At 67.8% G+C, this 18,403-nt stretch carries 17 protein-coding genes and 1 riboswitch; of the genes, 7 read left to right on the forward strand and 10 right to left on the reverse strand.

Annotated elements, in window-relative coordinates:
* Positions 1-81 precede the first annotated feature (81 nt).
* Genes K1T73_RS02050 through K1T73_RS02065 form a run of 4 tightly spaced genes read left to right on the forward strand, consistent with a single transcriptional unit; the run spans position 82 to position 4,028 of the window.
* Positions 82-708 carry a paraquat-inducible protein A gene (locus K1T73_RS02050; RefSeq protein WP_220602344.1) on the forward strand — a complete coding sequence of 209 codons (627 nt, stop codon included), beginning with the start codon at positions 82-84 and terminating at the stop codon, positions 706-708.
* The gene (locus K1T73_RS02055) at positions 687-1,373 is read left to right on the forward strand and encodes a paraquat-inducible protein A (protein WP_259400416.1); all 687 of its coding nucleotides are present in this window, start codon (positions 687-689) and stop codon (positions 1,371-1,373) included. The genes K1T73_RS02050 and K1T73_RS02055 overlap by 22 nt, the downstream gene beginning before the upstream one ends.
* The gene (locus tag K1T73_RS02060; RefSeq protein ID WP_259400417.1) at positions 1,360-3,456 is read left to right on the forward strand and encodes an intermembrane transport protein PqiB; all 2,097 of its coding nucleotides are present in this window, start codon (positions 1,360-1,362) and stop codon (positions 3,454-3,456) included. Before K1T73_RS02055 ends, K1T73_RS02060 begins: the two co-directional genes overlap by 14 nt.
* A gap of 5 nt (positions 3,457-3,461) precedes the next feature.
* The gene (locus K1T73_RS02065) at positions 3,462-4,028 is read left to right on the forward strand and encodes a membrane integrity-associated transporter subunit PqiC (protein WP_220602345.1); all 567 of its coding nucleotides are present in this window, start codon (positions 3,462-3,464) and stop codon (positions 4,026-4,028) included.
* Between the two features lie 23 nt (positions 4,029-4,051).
* On the opposite strand, the gene K1T73_RS02070 is transcribed toward K1T73_RS02065, so the two are convergent.
* From K1T73_RS02070 to K1T73_RS02095, 6 genes are all read right to left on the reverse strand, one after another.
* The gene (locus K1T73_RS02070) at positions 4,052-4,765 is read right to left on the reverse strand and encodes an SDR family oxidoreductase (protein WP_220602346.1); all 714 of its coding nucleotides are present in this window, start codon (positions 4,763-4,765) and stop codon (positions 4,052-4,054) included.
* A complete protein-coding gene (locus tag K1T73_RS02075; RefSeq protein WP_220602347.1) occupies positions 4,762-6,291 on the reverse strand; it encodes an AAA family ATPase in 1,530 nt (509 codons plus the stop codon). Before K1T73_RS02075 ends, K1T73_RS02070 begins: the two co-directional genes overlap by 4 nt.
* Before the next feature lie 51 nt (positions 6,292-6,342).
* On the reverse strand, positions 6,343-6,975 hold the full coding sequence (locus K1T73_RS02080) for an acyl-homoserine-lactone synthase (protein WP_220602348.1): 633 nt from the start codon (positions 6,973-6,975) through the stop codon (positions 6,343-6,345).
* A 128-nt stretch (positions 6,976-7,103) separates the two neighbouring features.
* Positions 7,104-8,285, reverse strand: a complete 1,182-nt coding sequence (gene metZ / locus K1T73_RS02085) for an O-succinylhomoserine sulfhydrylase (RefSeq protein WP_220602349.1) — start codon at positions 8,283-8,285, stop codon at positions 7,104-7,106.
* Between the two features lie 59 nt (positions 8,286-8,344).
* Positions 8,345-8,422, reverse strand: a riboswitch (SAM riboswitch).
* A 35-nt stretch (positions 8,423-8,457) separates the two neighbouring features.
* Positions 8,458-9,060 (reverse strand): inner membrane-spanning protein YciB, encoded by a 603-nt coding sequence (locus K1T73_RS02090; protein WP_220602350.1) that lies wholly within the window; start codon positions 9,058-9,060, stop codon positions 8,458-8,460.
* Between the two features lie 23 nt (positions 9,061-9,083).
* Entirely contained in the window at positions 9,084-9,986 is a 903-nt protein-coding gene (locus K1T73_RS02095; RefSeq protein WP_220602351.1) for an EamA family transporter, read from the reverse strand.
* Positions 9,987-10,156: 170 nt separating this feature from the next.
* Here K1T73_RS02095 and K1T73_RS02100 point away from each other — a divergent pair, with 170 nt between their 5' ends.
* Positions 10,157-10,675, forward strand: coding sequence for an MgtC/SapB family protein (locus K1T73_RS02100; protein WP_220602352.1), 519 nt, complete (start codon positions 10,157-10,159; stop codon positions 10,673-10,675).
* Positions 10,676-10,678: 3 nt separating this feature from the next.
* Here K1T73_RS02100 and ftsY read toward each other — a convergent pair whose 3' ends face one another.
* The 3 genes from ftsY to K1T73_RS02115 all read right to left on the reverse strand — a co-directional run bounded on the left by ftsY (position 10,679) and on the right by K1T73_RS02115 (position 14,556).
* A complete protein-coding gene (gene ftsY / locus K1T73_RS02105; protein WP_220602353.1) occupies positions 10,679-12,139 on the reverse strand; it encodes a signal recognition particle-docking protein FtsY in 1,461 nt (486 codons plus the stop codon).
* 63 nt (positions 12,140-12,202) lie between these two features.
* Positions 12,203-12,874: a lysoplasmalogenase gene (locus tag K1T73_RS02110; RefSeq protein WP_220602354.1), complete on the reverse strand. Its 672-nt coding sequence runs from the start codon at positions 12,872-12,874 to the stop codon at positions 12,203-12,205.
* Complete coding sequence (locus K1T73_RS02115) at positions 12,871-14,556, reverse strand: NAD(P)H-dependent oxidoreductase subunit E (RefSeq protein WP_220602355.1); 1,686 nt, start codon at positions 14,554-14,556, stop codon at positions 12,871-12,873. The genes K1T73_RS02110 and K1T73_RS02115 overlap by 4 nt, the downstream gene beginning before the upstream one ends.
* Before the next feature lie 195 nt (positions 14,557-14,751).
* On the opposite strand from K1T73_RS02115, the gene K1T73_RS02120 reads away from it, so the two are divergent.
* The gene (locus K1T73_RS02120; RefSeq protein ID WP_220602356.1) at positions 14,752-15,828 is read left to right on the forward strand and encodes an alkane 1-monooxygenase; all 1,077 of its coding nucleotides are present in this window, start codon (positions 14,752-14,754) and stop codon (positions 15,826-15,828) included.
* Positions 15,829-15,832: 4 nt separating this feature from the next.
* Positions 15,833-16,243, forward strand: a complete 411-nt coding sequence (locus K1T73_RS02125; protein WP_409077723.1) for a hypothetical protein — start codon at positions 15,833-15,835, stop codon at positions 16,241-16,243.
* A gap of 87 nt (positions 16,244-16,330) precedes the next feature.
* On the opposite strand, the gene K1T73_RS02130 is transcribed toward K1T73_RS02125, so the two are convergent.
* A complete protein-coding gene (locus K1T73_RS02130) occupies positions 16,331-18,358 on the reverse strand; it encodes an NADPH-dependent 2,4-dienoyl-CoA reductase (protein ID WP_220602357.1) in 2,028 nt (675 codons plus the stop codon).
* Positions 18,359-18,403: the final 45 nt, after the last annotated feature.

Raw genomic sequence — 18,403 nt, forward strand, 5'->3', positions numbered from 1 at the left:
TCACGCGCCTTGTTGTATGCGTCGTGCCGTTCCCGTAGTCTGGCCTGCGTGCCGTTGCGGCGCACGGAGCCTGGGGGGGCGATGTCAGAAAGGGATACATCCGCGATCGGGCTGGAGAAGCTCATTGCCTGCCCGCATTGTGATGCGGTCTACGAGGTCGTGGAAGTGGCGCCGCGCGAACGGGCGGTCTGCGTGCGCTGTCATACCGTGCTGATCGCGCCGCGCCGCAAGGCGGGCAAGCAGATCATCGCGCTGGCGACGGCGGTTCTCATTCTCATCATTGCGGCGATGCTGCTGCCCTTTCTGTCGATAGATGCCGGCGGGCTCGAGCACCGGGCCTCGATCCTCACCACGGCGTTCAGCTTCACGGGGCCGCTCACGCTCCTGTCGCTGGTGGTGCTGGGGTTCATCGTGGTGATCCCGATGCTGCGCCTGACGCTGCTGGTCTACGTGCTGGGCCCGGTGGTGCAGGACCGTCCGCCCGCGCGTTATGCCGCGCAGGCGTTCCGGGTGTCGGAGGCGCTTCGCCCCTGGTCCATGGCCGAGGTCTTCGCCATCGGCTGTGCCGTGGCGCTCGTGAAGCTGGGGGACCTGGCGCAGATCCATTTCGGCCCCGCCTTCTGGATGTTCACCGCGCTCGTCATCATCGTGGTGGCGACCGATATGCTCTTGTGCAGGTACTCGATATGGAAGTCGCTGGAAACGTGAAGACGGCGCGGCAGATGGGCCTTGTCGCGTGCACGCGCTGCACGCGGGTCTGGCCGATGGGCACCGAGACCTGCGGGCGCTGCGGCCATCACCTCGAATCGCGCGACACCGAGTCGCTTCAGCGCGTGTGGGCGTGGCTGATCGTGGGCATGGTGTGCTATGTCCCGGCCAATATCTACCCGATGTTGCGCACGACCACGCTTGTCAGCACGCAGGAAAACACCATCGTCGGCGGCGCGATCGAGCTTGGTTTGCACGGCAACTGGGGCATCGCCATCGTGATCCTCGTCGCGAGCGTCCTGATCCCGGTGGGCAAGTTCATCGCCATCGGGGGCCTGGCCATCGGCGTGCAGCATCGTCCCGCGCTGAGCTCGATCCGGCGCCAGCAGCTCTACGAGGTAGTCGAGTTCATCGGGCGCTGGTCGATGATCGACGTCTTCGTCGTCGCGATCCTGTCGTCGCTGGTGCAGCTTCAGGCGCTGGCCTCGATCAAGCCGGGCCCCGCCAGCCTGTTCTTCGCGCTCTCGGTCATCTTCACGATGCTGTCGGCACAAAGCTTTGACAGCCGGATGATCTGGGATAGTGACGACTCCGGTGCCGGGCCCGCGCCGGGCCCCTCCGACGAAACCGCCTCACAAGGACAAAGCCCCCGTGCCATCGGATAGCTCGACCCCCCCTCCCGTTCCCGTCAAGTCGGCCCGCAAGAGCCTTTGGGAGCGGCTTTCGATCGTCTGGATCGTGCCGCTGGCGGCCCTGGTCGTGGTGCTTGGCGTCGCGTGGAACGCCTATGCCGAACGCGGGCCACTGATCGAGATCTCGTTCGAGAACGCGTCGGGTATCAATGCCGGCGAGACGGAGGTGCGCTATCGCGACGTGGCGGTGGGCCTGGTCGAGAAAGTCAGCTTCTCGCGCGACCTGGGCAGCGTGATCGTCTCGGTCCGGCTGAGCAAGGACGTGGCCGAGTTCGTGGACGAGGAGGCGAAGTTCTGGGTGGTCCGCCCCAAGGTGACGACGCAAGGGGTCTCGGGGCTGAACACCGTGCTGACCGGCGTCTATATCGAGGGCGTGTGGGACAACGAGGCGGGCGGGCTCGCCCCCCGGTTCGCCGGTCTGTCGGACCCGCCGCTGGAACGGGCGGGGCAGACCGGGCTTCGCGTGCAGCTGAGGGCTTCGGGCAAGGTGGCGCTGACCGAGAATGCGCCCATCGTCTATCGCGGGATCACCGTGGGCCGTGTGGGCAAGACCTCGATCTCGGCGGACGGATCGACGGCGGAGGCCGAGGCGATGATCTTCGCCCCGCATGACCGGCTTGTCACCACGGCGACGCGGTTCTGGGACACGTCGGGTTTCGAGTTCTCGATCGGGCCGAACGGCGCCGTGCTCGATTTCTCATCGCTGGCCTCGCTGGTCTCGGGCGGCCTGACCTTCGGCACCATCGTGTCGGGTGGAGAAGGGGTCACGCCGGGCGAGACCTTCAGCGTCTACGCGGACGAGGCCGACGCGCGCGCGAGCCTTTTCTCGGGCGAGGAGGGCGATGCGCTCAACGTCTCGGTGATCTTCGACGAGAACGTCGCGGGCCTGGCCGTGGATTCGGCGGTCGAGCTGAACGGTATCCAGATCGGGCAGGTGACGGCGATCAACGGGCTGGTCGATCCCAAGCGGTTCGGCGACAACCATGCGCGCCTTCTCGCGACGCTGGCGATCGTGCCGGGGCGGCTTGGCCTCGACCAGGAGGGCGACAAGGAGGACGCCGCGCTCGACTTCCTGAAGGAGCGGGTGGCCGAGGGGCTGCGCGCGCGGCTCGTGACGGCGTCGATCCTGACAGGGGGCCTCAAGGTCGAGCTGATCGAGGTGCCCGATGCGCCCGAAGAGGTCCTGTCGATCCCCGAGGACGGACTTCCCAGCATCCCCACCACCGAAAGCAACATCTCGGACGTGTCGGCCTCGGCGGAAGGGGTGTTCAAGCGCATCAACGCGCTTCCGGTCGAGGAAGTGATGAACGGCGCGATCGAACTGATGGCGAGCCTCAACGCGCTTGCCTCGAACGAGGAGACGCGCGCCGTGCCGGGGCAGATCAACGGCCTTCTGAGCGATGCGCGGGGGCTGGTGAACTCCGAGGAGGTGCAGGCGATCCCGAAACGGATCGCGGCCGTGACCGACGAGTTGGAGCAGGTGATCGCCCAGATCAACGAGCAGGAGGTGGTCGCAAGGCTCGGCGCGGCGATCGACAGTGCCTCGGCGTCGGCGAAAAGCGTCTCGGGCGCGGTCGAGGGCGTGCCGGAGCTTGTCGAGAAGATCGACCAGGTGGCGGCCAATCTCGGCAAGGTGAACGCAGAGAAGCTGGGCAATCAGCTCGGCTCGCTCATCGAGAGCGCCGATGCGATCCTCGAGCAGGACACGACCAAGGCCATCCCCGAAAACCTCAACGCCGCGCTTGACGAGATGCGCGCGGTCCTCGTGCAACTGCGCGAGGGCGGCGTGACAGAGAACGCGGTGGCGGCGCTGGCCTCGGCGCGCAACGCGGCGGATTCCATCGCCGGGTCGAGCGACCAGGTGCAGGCGCTCATCCGGCGGGCCGAGGGCGTGCTCAACGATGCCAGCGTGACGATCCGGGGCTACCAGGCTAATGGCGCCGTGGCCCGCGACGCGCGCGAGGCGCTGCGCGAGGTGCAGCGCGCGGCGCAGGCCGTGGCATCGCTCGCGCGGGCCATCGAACGCAATCCCAATTCATTGCTCACAGGGCGGTAATCCAGATGTTCATCAAAAGATCGTTCTTCCTTCTTGCCCTGGCGACGGGCCTCGCGGCCTGCGGGGGCGATGCGGACAGGCGCGTCACCGTGCCGCCCGCGCCGGCGGGCGCGGTGCAGGGGATCGCGCATCGCTCGGTCTCGATCCGCGAGGTGTCGCTTCCGACCTATGCCGCGTCCGAGGATATCTATGCGCGCGACGCCGAGGGCACGCTGTCGGTGCAGAAGGGCCTTCTCTGGGCCGATGCGCCGGGGCGGGCGATGACTCTGGAACTGGCGCGCTATCTCACGCAGGTCACGCGCGCGCGCATCGCGGCTGAGCCGTGGCCCTTCGAGGAGTATCCCGATGCCGTGGTCGAGGTGCGCGTCGAGGACATGTATGCGGATGCCACGGGGCTGTTCCGGCTGAGCGGGCAATATTATGTGTCGGCCGGCCTGAACGCGAGCCGCTCGCATCTCTTCTCGGTCAGCGTGCCCATCGCGGGCGAGCGCACCGCGCTCGATATCGCGGCGGCGCGGGGGCAGGCGGTGCGCAACCTCGCCCGGCAGATCGCGGCGAAGGGGCTGAGATAGGCGCGCCGCGACGGCGCGCGACCCTAGCCGCGACCGATGAAGGGCATCTTGGTGGCCATCACGGTCATGAACTGGACATTCGCCTCGGGCGGCATCGTGGCCATCAGCATGACGGACCGCACGGCGTTCGACACGTCCATCGTGTGCATGTCGGGCTGATCGGCCTTCAGGTCGGCCACCATCTCGCTTTCGGCGTTGCCGATGTCGATCTGGCCGCAGGCGATGTCGAACGCGCGCCCATCGAGGGCGAGGCTGCGCGTCATGCCGGTGACCGCGTGTTTCGTCGTGGTGTAGCAGATCGAGCCGGGGCGGGGGCTGTGCGCCGAGGTGGAGCCGTTCATGATGATGCGGCCGCCTTGCGGGCTTTGCCGGCGCATCTGCGCGAAGGCCAGCCGCGCGGCGATGAACATGCCGCGGATGTTGACGGCCAGCGTGTCGTCGAACCCCTCGACCGGCACCTCGTCGGGGGTGCCGATGGGGCCGAAGGTGCCGGCGTTGTTGAACAGGACGTCAAGCCGTCCGGCCATCTGCGCGAAGCGGTCGAAGGCGGCTTCCATGGCTTCGGGGTCGGTCACGTCGGCGGGGAGCGCGATGGCACCGGGATGACCTCCCGCGATCTCCTGGAGCCGCTCGGCGCGGCGCGCGACGAGGCCCACGGTCCAGCCCTCGGCAAGGAACGCCTCGGCCGTGGCGCGGCCGATGCCGGAGCTGGCGCCGGTGATGAGGATGCTCGTCATGTCGCGGTCTCCGCTTCGAGTTCGAGGGGCACGGGGCCGGTGCGCAGGTCATCCGCCCTGAGCGCGTGGGTGGGTTTCGCCAGCCGGTTGCGCACCACCCAGTAGAGCCGCTCCTCGGCGCGGGTGATGGCCACGTAGGCAAGCCGCTTCCAGAGCGGCTGCCCGGCCTCGGTGCGGCCCATGCGGGCGGCGATGAAAAGGTCCGGGGCGAAGACCTGCACCTCGCGCCATTGCGAGCCTTGCGCCTTGTGGATCGTCACCGCCGCGCCGTGCAGGAAGGTGGCGCCCATGCGCGCGGCGAAGGGGATGAATGGCTCTTCCTCGTCGGGTTTCTCGATCTTGACGATGGAGGCCGCGCTGACCTGCGGATCCTCGGCGCCGATCACGTGCAGGCGCGAGAAGCCGGGTTTGCGGCCGGGGCCGAGATAGATCACCTGCGCGCCCTTGATGAGGCCGCGTGCCTCGAGGTCGAGCCGCTTCTTGCGGTGCTTGAGCGGCAGTTCCAGCCCGTCGCAGATGAGTGGCTCGCCCTCCAGAAGCTCGGTCTCGGGCGCGCCATGGACCGCGCGGAAGGCGTTGATCAGGCGGATGCGCGTGGCGTTGCGCCAGACGAGAACGGGCGATCGCGCCATCAGGTCCACCTCGACGCGGTTTGCGTATTGCACGCGGTCGTCGGCGCGGGCCTTCTCTTCGACCATCCGCTCGAAATCGTGAAACTCGAGCGCGGGGTCGGCCAGCGCGTGCGCCAGGTCGAGGATCGGGTTGTCGGCGTCCTGCCGGTGAATGCGGCTCAGTTCGAGCTTGGCAGGCGCGGGCAGCGTGTCGAAGACCATCGTGCCCGACTGGTTCACCGGGGCAAGTTGCGCCGGGTCGCCGAAGAGGAGGAGGGTGGGGAAAATCTCGCGCAGGTCCTCGAACTGCTTCTTGTCGAGCATGGAGGCCTCGTCGACGAAGCCCACGTCGAGCGGTTCCTCCCGGCGTTTCCAGCCGGTGATGAAGTCCGATCCGCGCAGCCCCGCGGCGGCCAGCGCGCCGGGGATGGACTTGTTGGACTGGTAGAACGCCAGCGCGCGGTCGAGCGCAAGATCGGTCAGCCCCTCGATCTCGGGCCGCTCGCCGTTTCCGGCCAGCCATTCTGCGATCCGCTCGTATTCGGGGTCGTAGACGGGGGTGTAGAGGATGCGGTGGATCGTCGTCGCGGGCACGCCGCGCATCCGCAGGACCGACGCGGCCTTGTTCGTGGGCGCGAGGATGGCGAGCGTGCGCCGATCCTTGCGGCGCTTGCCCTCCCAGTCGCCGGAGACCACGTCGACTCCCGCTTCCTCGAGCGCGCGGTAGAGCGCGGCGAGAAGGAGCGTCTTGCCCGAGCCAGCCTTGCCGATAACGGCCATGACGGCGGATTTTCCCTCGCGCGGGGGGGTGAGGTGGCCCTCGTCGATGTCGATGCCGACCTCGCGCAGCATCTCGGCCACGCGGTCATGCGCCTCGGCCTGGTCGGCCGAGAAGGTGAGGGCGGTCTCGCTCATGACGCGACAGTATCGCGCGCCGCGAAAGGGGACCAGAGGCGGGGCGGCGTTTTATGCGCTGCGACGTTCCTCGCATGGCAGGACGCCCGAGCGCCGAAGCCAGTGCGCGGCAAGCTCCGGCGAGATGCCGGCGCGTCGGGCGACGCGCGCGCGGGCGTCGTCGGGGCTGTCCCAGAGCCCCGCGCTGATCCGTGCGCGCCCTTCGCCCGCGTGGCCGATCACCTGCGGAGAGGCGCCGATGAGGCGGTAGATGCGGATCATGGCCGCGTCGAACACGCCCACGTAATGCGTGAGGCCGAAGCCCCGGATCACTTCGCCCCCCGCGAGCATCAGGAGCGCCGGCACCCGCGCCGATGCGCCGGGTGCAAGGCAGAAGCGTGTGCATTCCCAGATGCGCGGGTCGCGCAGCGCGCCCCTGGGGAGGAGATGGGCGAAATGTTCGTTGATCATGGTGCGCCCCGTCGTCGGCATGAGCCGCATGGAGCCGCCATGCTCGCCCGGGTGCGGCTCCCAGATGACATAGAGCGGGTCAAGCGGATCATACTGATCCCGCTCCTCGCCCGCCGCATCGACGCGCACCTCCCAACCGAGCCTTTCGTGGAACTGCCGCGCGCGGTCGCGGAACATGGCCCGCGCGAGGGCGGGATGATGGTGAAGATCGCGACCCTGGATGAAGCGCAGCATGTCTCTGGTCCCCTTTTTGCCTGACAGGGGAAAGGGATGACGGGAAACCCCTTAACTTGGGGTATCCTCACCGCGCGCAGTGTTTACAATTCGAATCGATTTTCACGGCCGCCGATGCCCTGGACGGCTCAGGCCGCGTCGAGCGCACCCATCACATCCGCCACGAGGTCGTCCGTATCCTCGATGCCCACCGACAGCCGCACCAACCCCGGCGTGATGCCGAGCGCGGCCTTTCGATCGTCGGGAAGGCGCTGATGCGTGGTGGTGGCGGGATGGGTGGCGATGGACTTGGCGTCGCCGAGGTTGTTCGAGATGAGCACGATCCCGAGCGCGTTCAGGAAGCGGAACGCGGCCGCCTGCCCACCGGCGAGGTCGAGCGAGAGGACCGTGCCGCCGGCCCCCATGTCGCGCATCACGATGTCATGCTGCGGATGATCCGGATGGCCGGGATAGATCGCGCGGGCGAGCTTGGCGTGACCCTGCACCGCGTCGATGATGGCACGGGCCGAGGCGGTCTGCGCCCGCACCCTGAGCGCGATGGTCTCGAGCCCCTTGAGCATGATCCACGCCGTGAAGGGCGACATCGCGCCGCCGGTGTGTTTCATGTAGGGTTCCACCGTCTCGCGGATGAACTCGGTCGAGCCGAGGATCACCCCGCCGAGGGCACGGCCCTGCCCGTCGATATGTTTCGTCGCCGAGTAGACGACCACGTCGGCACCCTGCTCGATGGCGCGGGAATGGACGGGGGTGACGAAGACGTTGTCCACGATGACCCGCGCGCCGACCTCGTGGGCCAGTGCCGCCACGGCGGGCAGGTCGATCACCTCGAGCGTCGGGTTGGCGATGGTCTCGAAAAAGACGGCCGCCGTGCCGGGCCTGAGCGCCGCGCGCCACTGGTCAAGGTCCGTGCCGTCGACGAAAGTCACCTCGACACCGTAGCGCGTGAGCAGGTTTTCCAGCACGTAGAGGCACGACCCGAAGAGCGCGCGCGCCGCGACCACGTGATCGCCCGCCTTGAGGCATGAGACAAGCGCGCCCGAGACCGCTGCCATGCCGCTTGCCGTGGCAAAGGCGGCCTCGGCCCCCTCGAGTGCGGCGATCCGATCCTCGAACATCGCGACGGTCGGGTTGCCGTAGCGGGCATAGATGAACTCGTCCGGCCCGGCCTCGATGAAGCGGGCCTGCGCGTCCTCGGCGCTGTCGTAGACGAATCCCTGGGTGAGGAACATGGCCTCGCTCACCTCGCCCCACTGGCTGCGCCGTGCGCCGTGATGGACGAGTTTCGTCGCCGTTTTCCAGTCTTCGGACATGATCGACCTCCGCGGGCCCGCGCGCCCATGAAAAAAGCCCCGATGCGGTCAAGCGCAAGGGGGCCTTGGTCCTGACCTTTTAGCGGGAATGTTTAGAGTGGCCCGCAATCCGGTAACAAATCGCCACTGACGCAGTGCTTTAATCCCGCGCTTGCGCCTGGTCAAGGGGCGCTCAGTCCTCGTCCTTCTCGATCCCGTGCTCGGCGAAGAGTTTTCCCTGCGTTATGAAGAACAGGAAGATCGCCGCCGTGAGCCCGAAGGTCTTGAAATAGACCCAGTTCGTCTCGCTCATCATGCGCCAGACGATCTCGTTGAGGATGGCGAGGGCGAAGAAGAAATACATGAGCCGCCGCGTGAGGATCATCCAGCCCTGGTCGGTGAGCGGCATCAGCCCGTCCATCAGCGATTGCAGGTAGGAGCTGCCGCGCAGAAGCCCGACGAGGAGCACGCCGCCGAAGAGCAGGTAGATGATCGTGGGCTTCATCTTGAAGAAGCGCGGATCGTTGAACCAGACCGAAAGCGCGCCGAAGATCACGATGAGCACCGCCGTCATCACCTGCATCCGCGACAGGTGGCCCGTCAGCCACCAGAGCGCGCCGATGGAGGCGAGGAAGACCGGGATGAAGCCCGCCGTGACCACGATGAACCCCTTGTAGTCGGTGCCGCCCAGCTTGACCGTCTCGTCCTTGAGCCAGAGATAGGCCACGAAGAACAGCAGGATCGGCCCGAGTTCCAGGGTGGTCTTGAGCTTTGGGTCGATCTTCTTCTCGGACATCTCGAACCTCGTTCTTCGGCGGGTCATCCACCCATTTCGACGATTACGGCGCCGAGTGCAATGAGCACCATGAGCGCGATCCGGCGCGGCCCCACGGTTTCGCGCAGCGCGAGCCAGCCGATGAGCGCGGCGAAGACCACCGAGGTTTCGCGCAGCACCGCCGCCTCGCCCACCTTGTCGAGCCGCGTGGCGAGCATGATCGACCCGAAGGAGAAAAGCGCGACGATGGCGCCGATCAACCCCCGCGCGACAAGCGGGCGCAGGGCGGGCCCGTCCCGCATCCGGCGCCAGCGCCAGAGCGCGATCCAGGGCATCGTCATCCCCTCGAACATGAAGAACCACGCGAGGAAGGTGAACGGGTCGGCCGTGGCGCGGATCGCGTAGGCGTCATAGGTTGTGTAGAGCGCGACCAGGAGCCCCGTCGCCACCGCGAGCGCGAGCGCCGCGGGCAGGGTCTCGCGGTCGACCACGAGGAAAATCAGGTTATAGGCGGCCAGCCCGAATATGCCCAGCAGCAGCACGCCGACGCCGGCCCACTGGGTCAGGGTGAAAACCTCGCCGAAGATCAGATAGGCGCCGATCACCGCGAAGAGCGGCCCGGTGCCGCGCACGACGGGGTAGACCACGGTGTAGGCCCCGCGCGTGTAAGCCGACGCCTGCAAGAGCTTGTAGATCACGTGGATCACGACCGCGCCGGCAAAAAGGGGCCACATATGCGGCTCGGGCCAGGGCACGACGAAGAGCGCGAGCGGTGCGGCCAGCACCACGAGCCAGGCGTCGATGGCGCCGCGGGCAAGCCACGGATCGACGCGCCCCTTCTGAAGCGCGCCGAAGACCGCGTGCAGAAGCGCCGCCAGAAGCGCGAGCGCGAGCGCAAGGTGATGGCCGCCGGGCGTGCCCTCGAGGGCGACAAGCCAATCGCTCATGTCCCTGGTCCTTCCTGCCGGTTCGCGGGGCGCGGGGCCATGGCCCGCCGCGCGTCACGGGCTTGTCGGCCCGCGGGAGGAAACTTTCAACAGTTTTGCGCGTTTCCGACCGGATAAGCCGCGCGGCAGGTCTCTTTCCGCGCGCCATGACACCAGGAAAGGGCCGGCCCATGGTCGAGGTGATCCTGCAGGAACTGAAAGGCACGTTCAGCGCGGTGCCGCCCACCGTGGCGGCCACGCGGCTGATCGCCGCGATCCTCCTTGCCGGGATCATCGGGTTCGAGCGCGAAAAGCGCGAGAAGCCGGCGGGCCTTCGGACGCATATGCTGGTCTCGATGGCTGCCTGCCTCTTCATCATCGTGAGCCAGCAACTGGCAAGCCTGCCCTTCGGCGCCGAGGATTCGCTGCGCGTCGATCCGCTGCGCCTTGTCGAAGCGGTGACGGCAGGGGTGGCCTTCCTCGCCGCCGGGATCATCTTCACCTCGGGCGGGAAGGTGCGGAACATCACCACGGGCGCGTCGCTGTGGCTCGCGGGCGCGATCGGGCTGTCCTGCGGGGCGGGTCAGATGCCGCTTGCCGCGATGGCCACGCTGATCACGGTTCTCGTCCTGCTGGGATTGCGCGCGTTCGAGCGGTTGCTCGGCACGCATCACGAGATGCTGGAGGACGAGGAGGAAAGGAGGGGGTGAGGATCAGGCGCCCGTCAGCGCCTTGGCAAAATCCTGAGGATCGAAGGGGGCGAGGTCGTCGATCTGCTCGCCCACGCCGATCGCGTGGATCGGCAGGCCGAACTTGTCGGCCAGCGCCACCAGCACGCCGCCCCTTGCCGTTCCGTCGAGCTTGGTCATGACGAGACCCGACACGTCGGCGAGCTTGCGGAAGGTCTCGACCTGGCTCAGCGCGTTCTGGCCAGTCGTGGCATCGAGCACCAGGAGCGTGTTGTGCGGCGCGGTCTCGTCCTTCTTGCGGATGACGCGGACGATCTTGGCCAGCTCTTCCATCAGGTCGGCGCGGTTTTGCAAACGACCGGCGGTGTCGATCATCAGCAAATCCGCGCCCTCGCGCTCGGCCCTGTCCATGGCGTCGAAGGCAAGGCTTGCCGGGTCCGAGCCTTCGGGCGCGGTCATCACCGGCACGCCTGCGCGATCGCCCCAGATCTGAAGCTGCTCGACCGCCGCCGCGCGGAACGTGTCGCCCGCGGCGATCACCACCGACTTGCCCGCCGCCTTGAACTGCGCGGCGAGCTTGCCGATGGTCGTCGTCTTGCCCGAGCCGTTCACGCCCACGACAAGCACGACCTGGGGCTTGCGCGAATAGAGCGGCATGGGGCGCGCCACCGGCTCCATGATGCGGGCGATCTCGGCGCTCAGAAGCTCCTTGATCTCGTCGGTCGAGAGGCGTTTGCCCATGCGTCCCTCGGCCATGTTGGCGGTCACGCGCAGGGCCGTGTCGACGCCCATGTCGGCGGTGATGAGCAACTCCTCGAGCTGTTCGAGCATGTCGTCGTCGAGCGCACGGCGCACGACCTTCGCCTTTTCCCCGCGCCCAAGAAGACGGCCGAAGAGGCCGGGTTTCGCCCCGGCCTCGGCCTCGGCCGTATCGTCGCCGCGCATCCTGGGCGGAATAGCGGGCTGCACCGGTGTCTCGGGCATGGCGGGCGAGGGTTGCGGCGGCGGAGCCTCGACCGGCGCCTCGGCGGGCCGGGGGTCCGAGGGCGGCGTGATGCCCGGTCCCGGCTCGGGCGGCTGTGCCGGCGTCGGGTCGGGCGCGGGCACGCCGGTCGGTTCGGGATCGGGCGTGGGCGAGCGATCCGGCGCGGGCGTCGGCTCGGGCGCAGGGTCGGGCAGATCGGGCTCGGGGGTCTCCTCGGGCGTGGGTGCCGGATCGGGCGTGTCGGGCTCGGGCACCGGCGTCGGCTCGGGGGTCGGGTCGGGCGTGTCGGGCTCCGGCACCGGGGTGGGCTCGGGCGTGGGGGTCACGTCCGGCTTGGGGTCGGGGGCGGGGTCCGGCGCGGGCGGTGTGTCGGGGTCGGGTGCCTGGGCAAGGTCGACCTCCTCCTCGGTGCCGCCATCCTCGACGATGGCGTCGAGCCCCTCCTCGAGCTTGGAGGAGGATTTGAAGAGCCGGTCCTTCAGTTTCTTGAAAAAGGCCATGTGCTGCGTCCTTCCTTTCCTCTCAATCCAAGTAGTCCGGTTGCGGGGGATTTGAAAGGGCGCTCACTTGGTCGGAATGCCCGCGAAGGCGAGGAAGAGACCGAACTGCGCCAGCCAGTAGGTCGTCCAGACCACGTAGGGTGTGACGCGGCGCAGGCGCGATCCCTCGCGCAGCACGAATATCTCGAAGGCAAGCACCGTGTCGGAGAGGATGAACATCGCCGCGGCGGGATGCGCGTAATGCACCGGGTAGAGCCCGGGCAGCGTCAGGACCGAAGCGCCCATCAGGACGATGATGGCGATGTAGGCCAGAACCGGCCCGCGCAGATCGCCCGCATGGCGCCACATGAGCGCCGCCATGCCGAGGCCGAAAAGAACGAGCGGCACGATGAGGATCATGCCGGAGCCCAGCGCGCGGTCGATGTCGGACATGCGGTGGGTCAGGAACAGCGCAACATAGGCCACGTGCCCCAGCGCGAAGGCCCCGACACCGGCGAGGAACGCGCCTTGGCCCCGCCGCGACAGAAGCCAGTCGCCCACCGCGCAGAGCGTGAGCGCCACCACCAGCAGCCACGGCTCATCCGGGGCCAGCAGCGCGCCCAGCGCCAGCACGAGGATCGCGCCGGTCTTGACCGCGCTGCGGACAAGACTGACGGGCGCGGTGCAGTAGCGCAGGAGATAGGCGAGAGCCAGCGCGCCCGACAAGAGCGCGCAGGCGTGGGACGTGGCGGTCATACCTCGTCGGGGAAGTGCTTCATGGTCAGGCGGATCGGGTTCGGCGCGGCCTGCCCCAGCCCGCAGATCGACGCGTCGGCCATGGCGGTGCACAGCTCCTCGAGCAGCGGGCGATCCCAGCGGTCGGCCTGCATGAGCTTCACGGCCTTCTCGCAGCCCACACGGCAGGGCGTGCATTGGCCGCAGCTTTCATCCTCGAAGAAGCGCAGCATGTTGAGCGCCGCATCGCGGGCCGAATCCTTGTCCGAGAGGACGACGATGGCCGCCGAGCCGATGAAGGTGCCATGTTCCTGCAACACGTCGAAATCCATCGGGATGTCGGCCATGGAAGCCGGCAGAAGCCCTGCCGAGGGGCCGCCCGGCTGATACGCCTTGAACGTGTGGCCGTCGAGCATGCCGCCCGCCGCCTCTATGATGTCCTCCATCGTCGAGCCCGCCGGCAGAAGATAAACGCCGGGGTTCTTCACACGTCCCGAGACCGAGAACGAGCGTAGGCCCTTGCGGCCGTTCTTCTCGACGCCCGACAGGATCTCCCCGCCTTCGCGCAGGACGCGGGCGACCCAGTGGAGCGTCTCGACGTTGTTGACCAGCGTGGGGCGATCGAAGATGCCCACCTGCGCAACGAAGGGCGGGCGGTGGCGCGGCAGCCCGCGTTTGCCTTCGATCGATTCGATCATCGCCGATTCCTCGCCGCAGATATAGGCGCCCGCGCCGCGCCGCAGCTCGATATAGCCGGGATGGACGATGCCCGCCCATTCCAGCGCCATGATCTCGTCGGCGAGGATCCGGAGAACCGCCGGATATTCGTCGCGCATGTAGATGAAGCAGCGCTCGGCCTCGACGGCCCAGGCGGCGATCAGCATCCCCTCGAGGAAGAGATGCGGCGTGCGCTCGAGGTAGTAGCGGTCCTTGAAGGTGCCCGGCTCGCCCTCGTCGCCGTTGACGGCAAGGTAGCGCGGCCCCTTCTCGGCGCGCACGAAGCCCCATTTCTTGCCGGAGGGGAAACCCGCTCCGCCAAGGCCGCGCAGGCCCGAATCGAGAAGCGTCTGCTGGATCGTCTCGAAATCGCCGCTCTCGCGGATCTTCTCGAGCGTCTCGTAACCGCCTGCCTCGCGATAGGCGGCGAGACCCTCGTAGTCGGGGATGTGGGGATGCGTATGGCCCTCGGCTATGGCTTTCTCGACCTTTTCGGGCGTGGCGTGGTCGATATGGGCGTGGCCCAGTTCGAGCACCGGCGCGGTGTCGCAGCGGCCCATGCAGGGCGCGCGCAGCACGCGGACCTCCGACGGGTCGAGCCCGTCCTCGAGCGCCAATTTCAACTGCTGCGCGCCCGCCAGTTCGCAGGCCAGCGAATCGCAGACCCGGATGGTGAGCGCGGGCGGCGGCGTCTCGCCTTCCTTCACCACGTCGAAATGCGCGTAGAAGGTCGCGACCTCGTAGACCTCGGCCTGGCTGATGCGCATTTCCTCGGCCAGCGCGCGCAGATGCGCCGCCGAGAGGTGCCCGAAGCGGTCCTGGATGAGATGCAGATACTCGATGAGCAGGTCGCGGCGGCGCGGTTCGTCGCCCAGCAGCGCCTTCACCTCGGTCCAGGCCTGGTCGTCGAGCTGCCGGCCCTTCGGCGTGATGCGGCCCTTGCCCTTGCCCGTTTTCCAAACACCCTTGCGTTCGTCCAGTGCCATGTCGCACTCCTGTCTCTCTGGTCGGCACCAGACATAACCGGGACAACCGCCGCAAGGCGAGGCCAAAAACGACGTATCGGCACCCGGATTCGTTGGGCTTCGCCGCGATTCCTTCATATGTTGCCGATAGACGGCATGATGTTCCGCGCGCGGCGGCCGGCACCCGCGCCATCCGATCGAGAGGTTCGAGACCAGATGATCCTTTTCGCGCTCGCGTCGATCACACCGCTCGCACTGGTCCTCGGGGCCGCGACCTGGGGCGGGGCGCTGGCATGGCTGGCGGTGGGATACATGACCGTGCTCGTCTTCGGGATGGACCGCCTGATCGCGCGCGAGGCGGTGAATGCACCCGAGGGGGCGGAGTTTCCGGCGGCGGGCGTGCTCCTGTGGGTGCTGGGCGTTGGTCATTTCGGGGTGTTGGGCGCGGCGCTCTGGGCCGTGGCGGGGCCGGGCACGCTGGACGGCGGAGAGCGGTTCCTGGTGGCGCTGGCGGCGGGGCTGGTCTTCGGACAGATCTCCCACCCGGCCGCGCATGAGTTGATCCACCGCCCCGGACGCGGCGCACGGCTCCTGGGGCGGCTTGTCTACGCGAGCCTCCTGGTCGGCCACCACGCCAGCGCGCATCTGCGGGTGCATCACGTCCATGTCGGCACCGCGCGCGACCCCAACAGCCCGCCGCGCGGGCGCGGCTTCTACCGCTACGCGCTGAACGCCGGCGTGGGGTCGTTCCGCGCCGGGTTTCGCGAGGAAAGCGCGATGCTGGCCCGCGCGGGTCGGGCATGGTGGCGGCATCCCTACGTGCTCTACCTCGGGGTTGGGCTTGGCCTGACCGTGGCGGTGGCGCTGTGGCTGGGCTGGCGCGGCGTGGCGGTGTTCGTGGGTCTGAGTGCCTATGCCCAGATGCAGATCCTCTTGTCGGATTACGTGCAGCACTACGGGCTGCGCCGCCGGATACGCGGCGACGGCCGGCCCGAGCCGGTGGACCTGCGGCATTCGTGGAACGCGCCGCATTGGTACTCTTCCGCGCTGATGGTCAACGCGCCGCGTCATTCGGATCATCACGTGACACCGGGCCGCCCCTTTCCGGCGCTGCAACTGCGCGCGGACATGCCGATGCTGCCCCTGCCGGTTCCGGTGATGGCGTCGATCGCCCTGATCCCGCCACTCTGGCGGCGCGTGATGGACCCGCGCGTGGTCGAGTGGGAGACCGCCGAGAACCGGGCGCATCGCGATGGTGATGGTGGTCAAGCCGCGGCGGACATGGCAGGGTAGGGCCATGACGATCCCGCGCGCCACTCTCCCCGCCCTCCTGTGCCTGCTTTGCGGCGCCATGCCCGCCGCCGCCGGACCCTACATGAGCGCCGAGGAATTCGACGCCTACACGCGCGGCAAGACCTTCTATTACGGCAGCAACGGCGCGCCCTACGGGGCGGAGGAATATCTCGACAACCGCCGTGTGCGGTGGTCCTTTCTCGACGGGGAATGCCAGGAGGGGGAGTGGTACCAGGAAGGCGAGATGATCTGTTTCACCTACGAAACCCATCCCGACCCGCAATGCTGGAGCTTCGAGCGCGGGTCGCGCGGCCTGATCGCGCGGTTCGAGAATGATCCCGCGCTGACCGAGCTTTACGAGGTCGAGCAAAGCGACGAACCGCTTTACTGCAAGGGGCCGGACGTGGGCGTCTGACGGTGCGCCGCCGCGCGCCGCGCGGCAATGGGCTGACGGCGCTATTCGAGTATTTCTGCCAAGAAGAAGCGCCGGTCGCGATCCATCTCAGAGCGTCGCGGCAAGGCGGGTGCCCTGGTCGATGGCACGTTTCGCGTCAAGCTCGGCAGCGACATCGGCGCCGCCGATCACGTGGCAGGGGATGCCCCGCGCCTGGAGCGCGTCGGCAAGGCTGCGTTCCGAAAGCTGACCCGCGCAGAGCACCACGGTATCGACCTCGATCAGGGTCGGGTTTTCGCGGGCTTCGCCGAAACTGACATGGAGGCCATCCGCGTCGATGCGTTCATAATTGACGCCGGCGACCATCTCGACATCCTTCATCCGAAGCGCCGCGCGGTGAATCCAGCCGGTGGTCTTGCCCAGACGCTTGCCGGGGCGTTCGTTCTTGCGTTGCAGAAGCGTCACCTTGCGCAGCGACGGCTCGGGCTGTGGGCCTTGGGGCGAAAGGCCGCCGCGATGCTCTTCGGGATCGGCCACACCCCATTCCTCGAGCCATTCGGGCAAATCCTCGGTCGGGCTGTCGTCGCCGGTGACGAGGAAATCCGCCACGTCGAAGCCGATGCCGCCCGCGCCCACGATGGCCACGCGCTTGCCCACGGGTTTGCGGTGGCGCAGCACGTCGATATAGCTCAGAACGTTCGGGCCGTCCTGGCCCTCGATCTGCGGGTCGCGGGGGATGACGCCGGTGGCGATGATCACCTCGTCGAATCCTGCCAGGTCATCGGCATCGGGCGCATGACCCAGCCGCGTGGTGATCCCGCGCTCGGCGACCATCGTCTCGAACCAGTGGACGAAGCCGTGAAACTCCTCCTTGCCGGGAATGACGCGCGCCATGTTGAGCTGCCCGCCCAGCTTGTCGTCGCGATCGAAGATGGTCACATCATGCCCGCGCTCGGCCGCCGTCAACGCGGCAGACAGACCGGCGGGGCCCGCGCCCACGACGGCGATGCGCCGCGGGGTCTCGGTGGGCTCTATCACAAGCTCGGTTTCGTGGCAGGCGCGGGGGTTCAAGAGGCAGGTGCTGATCTTGCCGGAAAACGTGTGATCGAGGCACGCCTGGTTGCAGGCGATGCAGGGCGTGATCGTGGCGGATTTGCCCGCCTTCGCCTTGGCCACGAAATCGGGATCGGCAAGGAAAGGGCGCGCCATCGACACCATGTCGGCGGCGCCGCCGGCCAGCACCTCCTCGGCGCGTTCGGGCGTGTTGATGCGGTTCGAGGTGATGACCGGGATGCCCACCTTGCCCATCAGCTTCTTCGTGACCCAGGTGAAGGCGGCGCGCGGCACGGAGGTTGCGATCGTCGGGATGCGCGCCTCGTGCCAGCCGATGCCGGTGTTGATGATCGACGCGCCTGCCGCCTCGACGCGGCGGGCGAGCTCGACCACCTCGTCGAAGGTGGAGCCTTCGGGCACGAGGTCGATCATCGACAGGCGGTAGATCAGGATGAAGTCCTCGCCCACCGCCTCGCGCGTGCGGCGCACGATCTCGAGCGGGAGGCGCATCCGGTTCTCGTAGGAGCCGCCCCAGCGATCTTCGCGTTTGTTGGTGTGGCGCACGAGGAACTGGTTGATGAAATACCCTTCGGAACCCATGATCTCGATACCGTCATAGCCCGCTTCGCGCGCGCGGGTGGCGGCGGTGACGATATCGGCGATCTGCTTCTCGATCCCCTCCTCGTCGAGCTCCTTCGGCACGAAGGGCGAGATGGGTGACTTGATGGGCGAGGGGGCCACGCATTCCTTGCCATAGGCATAGCGGCCGGCGTGCAGGATCTGCATCGCGATGAGGCCATCCGCATCGTGCACGCGGTCGGTGACGATACGGTGATTGGCGATATCCTCGTCCGAGAAAAGCCCGGCCGCACCGGGAAAGACGCCACCCTCGCGGTTGGGCGCCATGCCGCCCGTGACCATCAGCCCGGCCCCGCCCCGCGCGCGGGCGGCATAGAACTCGGCCACGCGGTTCCAGTCCTTCGTCTCCTCGAGCCCGGTATGCATCGAGCCCATAAGCACGCGATTCTTCAGCGTCACGTGGCCAAGGTCGAGCGGGGCAAGGAGATGGGGATAGTCGGTCATCTGGCGGCCTTTCACGGTTGCGCGGCCACCATGACGATCACGCGC

This window comes from Roseovarius sp. SCSIO 43702 (genome assembly GCF_019599045.1).
Lineage (GTDB): Bacteria > Pseudomonadota > Alphaproteobacteria > Rhodobacterales > Rhodobacteraceae > Roseovarius.

Coding starts and splice junctions, on each gene's coding strand:
- K1T73_RS02070 (WP_220602346.1), bottom strand. CDS start 4,765: ATGACGAGCATCCTCATCACCGGCGCCAGCTCCGGCATCGGCCGCGCC.
- K1T73_RS02090 (WP_220602350.1), bottom strand. CDS start 9,060: ATGTCCGAGAAGAAGATCGACCCAAAGCTCAAGACCACCCTGGAACTC.
- K1T73_RS02065 (WP_220602345.1), top strand. CDS start 3,462: ATGTTCATCAAAAGATCGTTCTTCCTTCTTGCCCTGGCGACGGGCCTC.
- K1T73_RS02110 (WP_220602354.1), bottom strand. CDS start 12,874: ATGACCGCCACGTCCCACGCCTGCGCGCTCTTGTCGGGCGCGCTGGCT.
- ftsY (WP_220602353.1), bottom strand. CDS start 12,139: ATGGCCTTTTTCAAGAAACTGAAGGACCGGCTCTTCAAATCCTCCTCC.
- K1T73_RS02050 (WP_220602344.1), top strand. CDS start 82: ATGTCAGAAAGGGATACATCCGCGATCGGGCTGGAGAAGCTCATTGCC.
- K1T73_RS02120 (WP_220602356.1), top strand. CDS start 14,752: ATGATCCTTTTCGCGCTCGCGTCGATCACACCGCTCGCACTGGTCCTC.
- K1T73_RS02100 (WP_220602352.1), top strand. CDS start 10,157: ATGGTCGAGGTGATCCTGCAGGAACTGAAAGGCACGTTCAGCGCGGTG.
- K1T73_RS02095 (WP_220602351.1), bottom strand. CDS start 9,986: ATGAGCGATTGGCTTGTCGCCCTCGAGGGCACGCCCGGCGGCCATCAC.
- K1T73_RS02080 (WP_220602348.1), bottom strand. CDS start 6,975: ATGCTGCGCTTCATCCAGGGTCGCGATCTTCACCATCATCCCGCCCTC.
- K1T73_RS02130 (WP_220602357.1), bottom strand. CDS start 18,358: ATGACCGACTATCCCCATCTCCTTGCCCCGCTCGACCTTGGCCACGTG.
- metZ (WP_220602349.1), bottom strand. CDS start 8,285: ATGTCCGAAGACTGGAAAACGGCGACGAAACTCGTCCATCACGGCGCA.
- K1T73_RS02055 (WP_259400416.1), top strand. CDS start 687: ATGGAAGTCGCTGGAAACGTGAAGACGGCGCGGCAGATGGGCCTTGTC.
- K1T73_RS02115 (WP_220602355.1), bottom strand. CDS start 14,556: ATGGCACTGGACGAACGCAAGGGTGTTTGGAAAACGGGCAAGGGCAAG.
- K1T73_RS02125 (WP_409077723.1), top strand. CDS start 15,833: ATGACGATCCCGCGCGCCACTCTCCCCGCCCTCCTGTGCCTGCTTTGC.
- K1T73_RS02075 (WP_220602347.1), bottom strand. CDS start 6,291: ATGAGCGAGACCGCCCTCACCTTCTCGGCCGACCAGGCCGAGGCGCAT.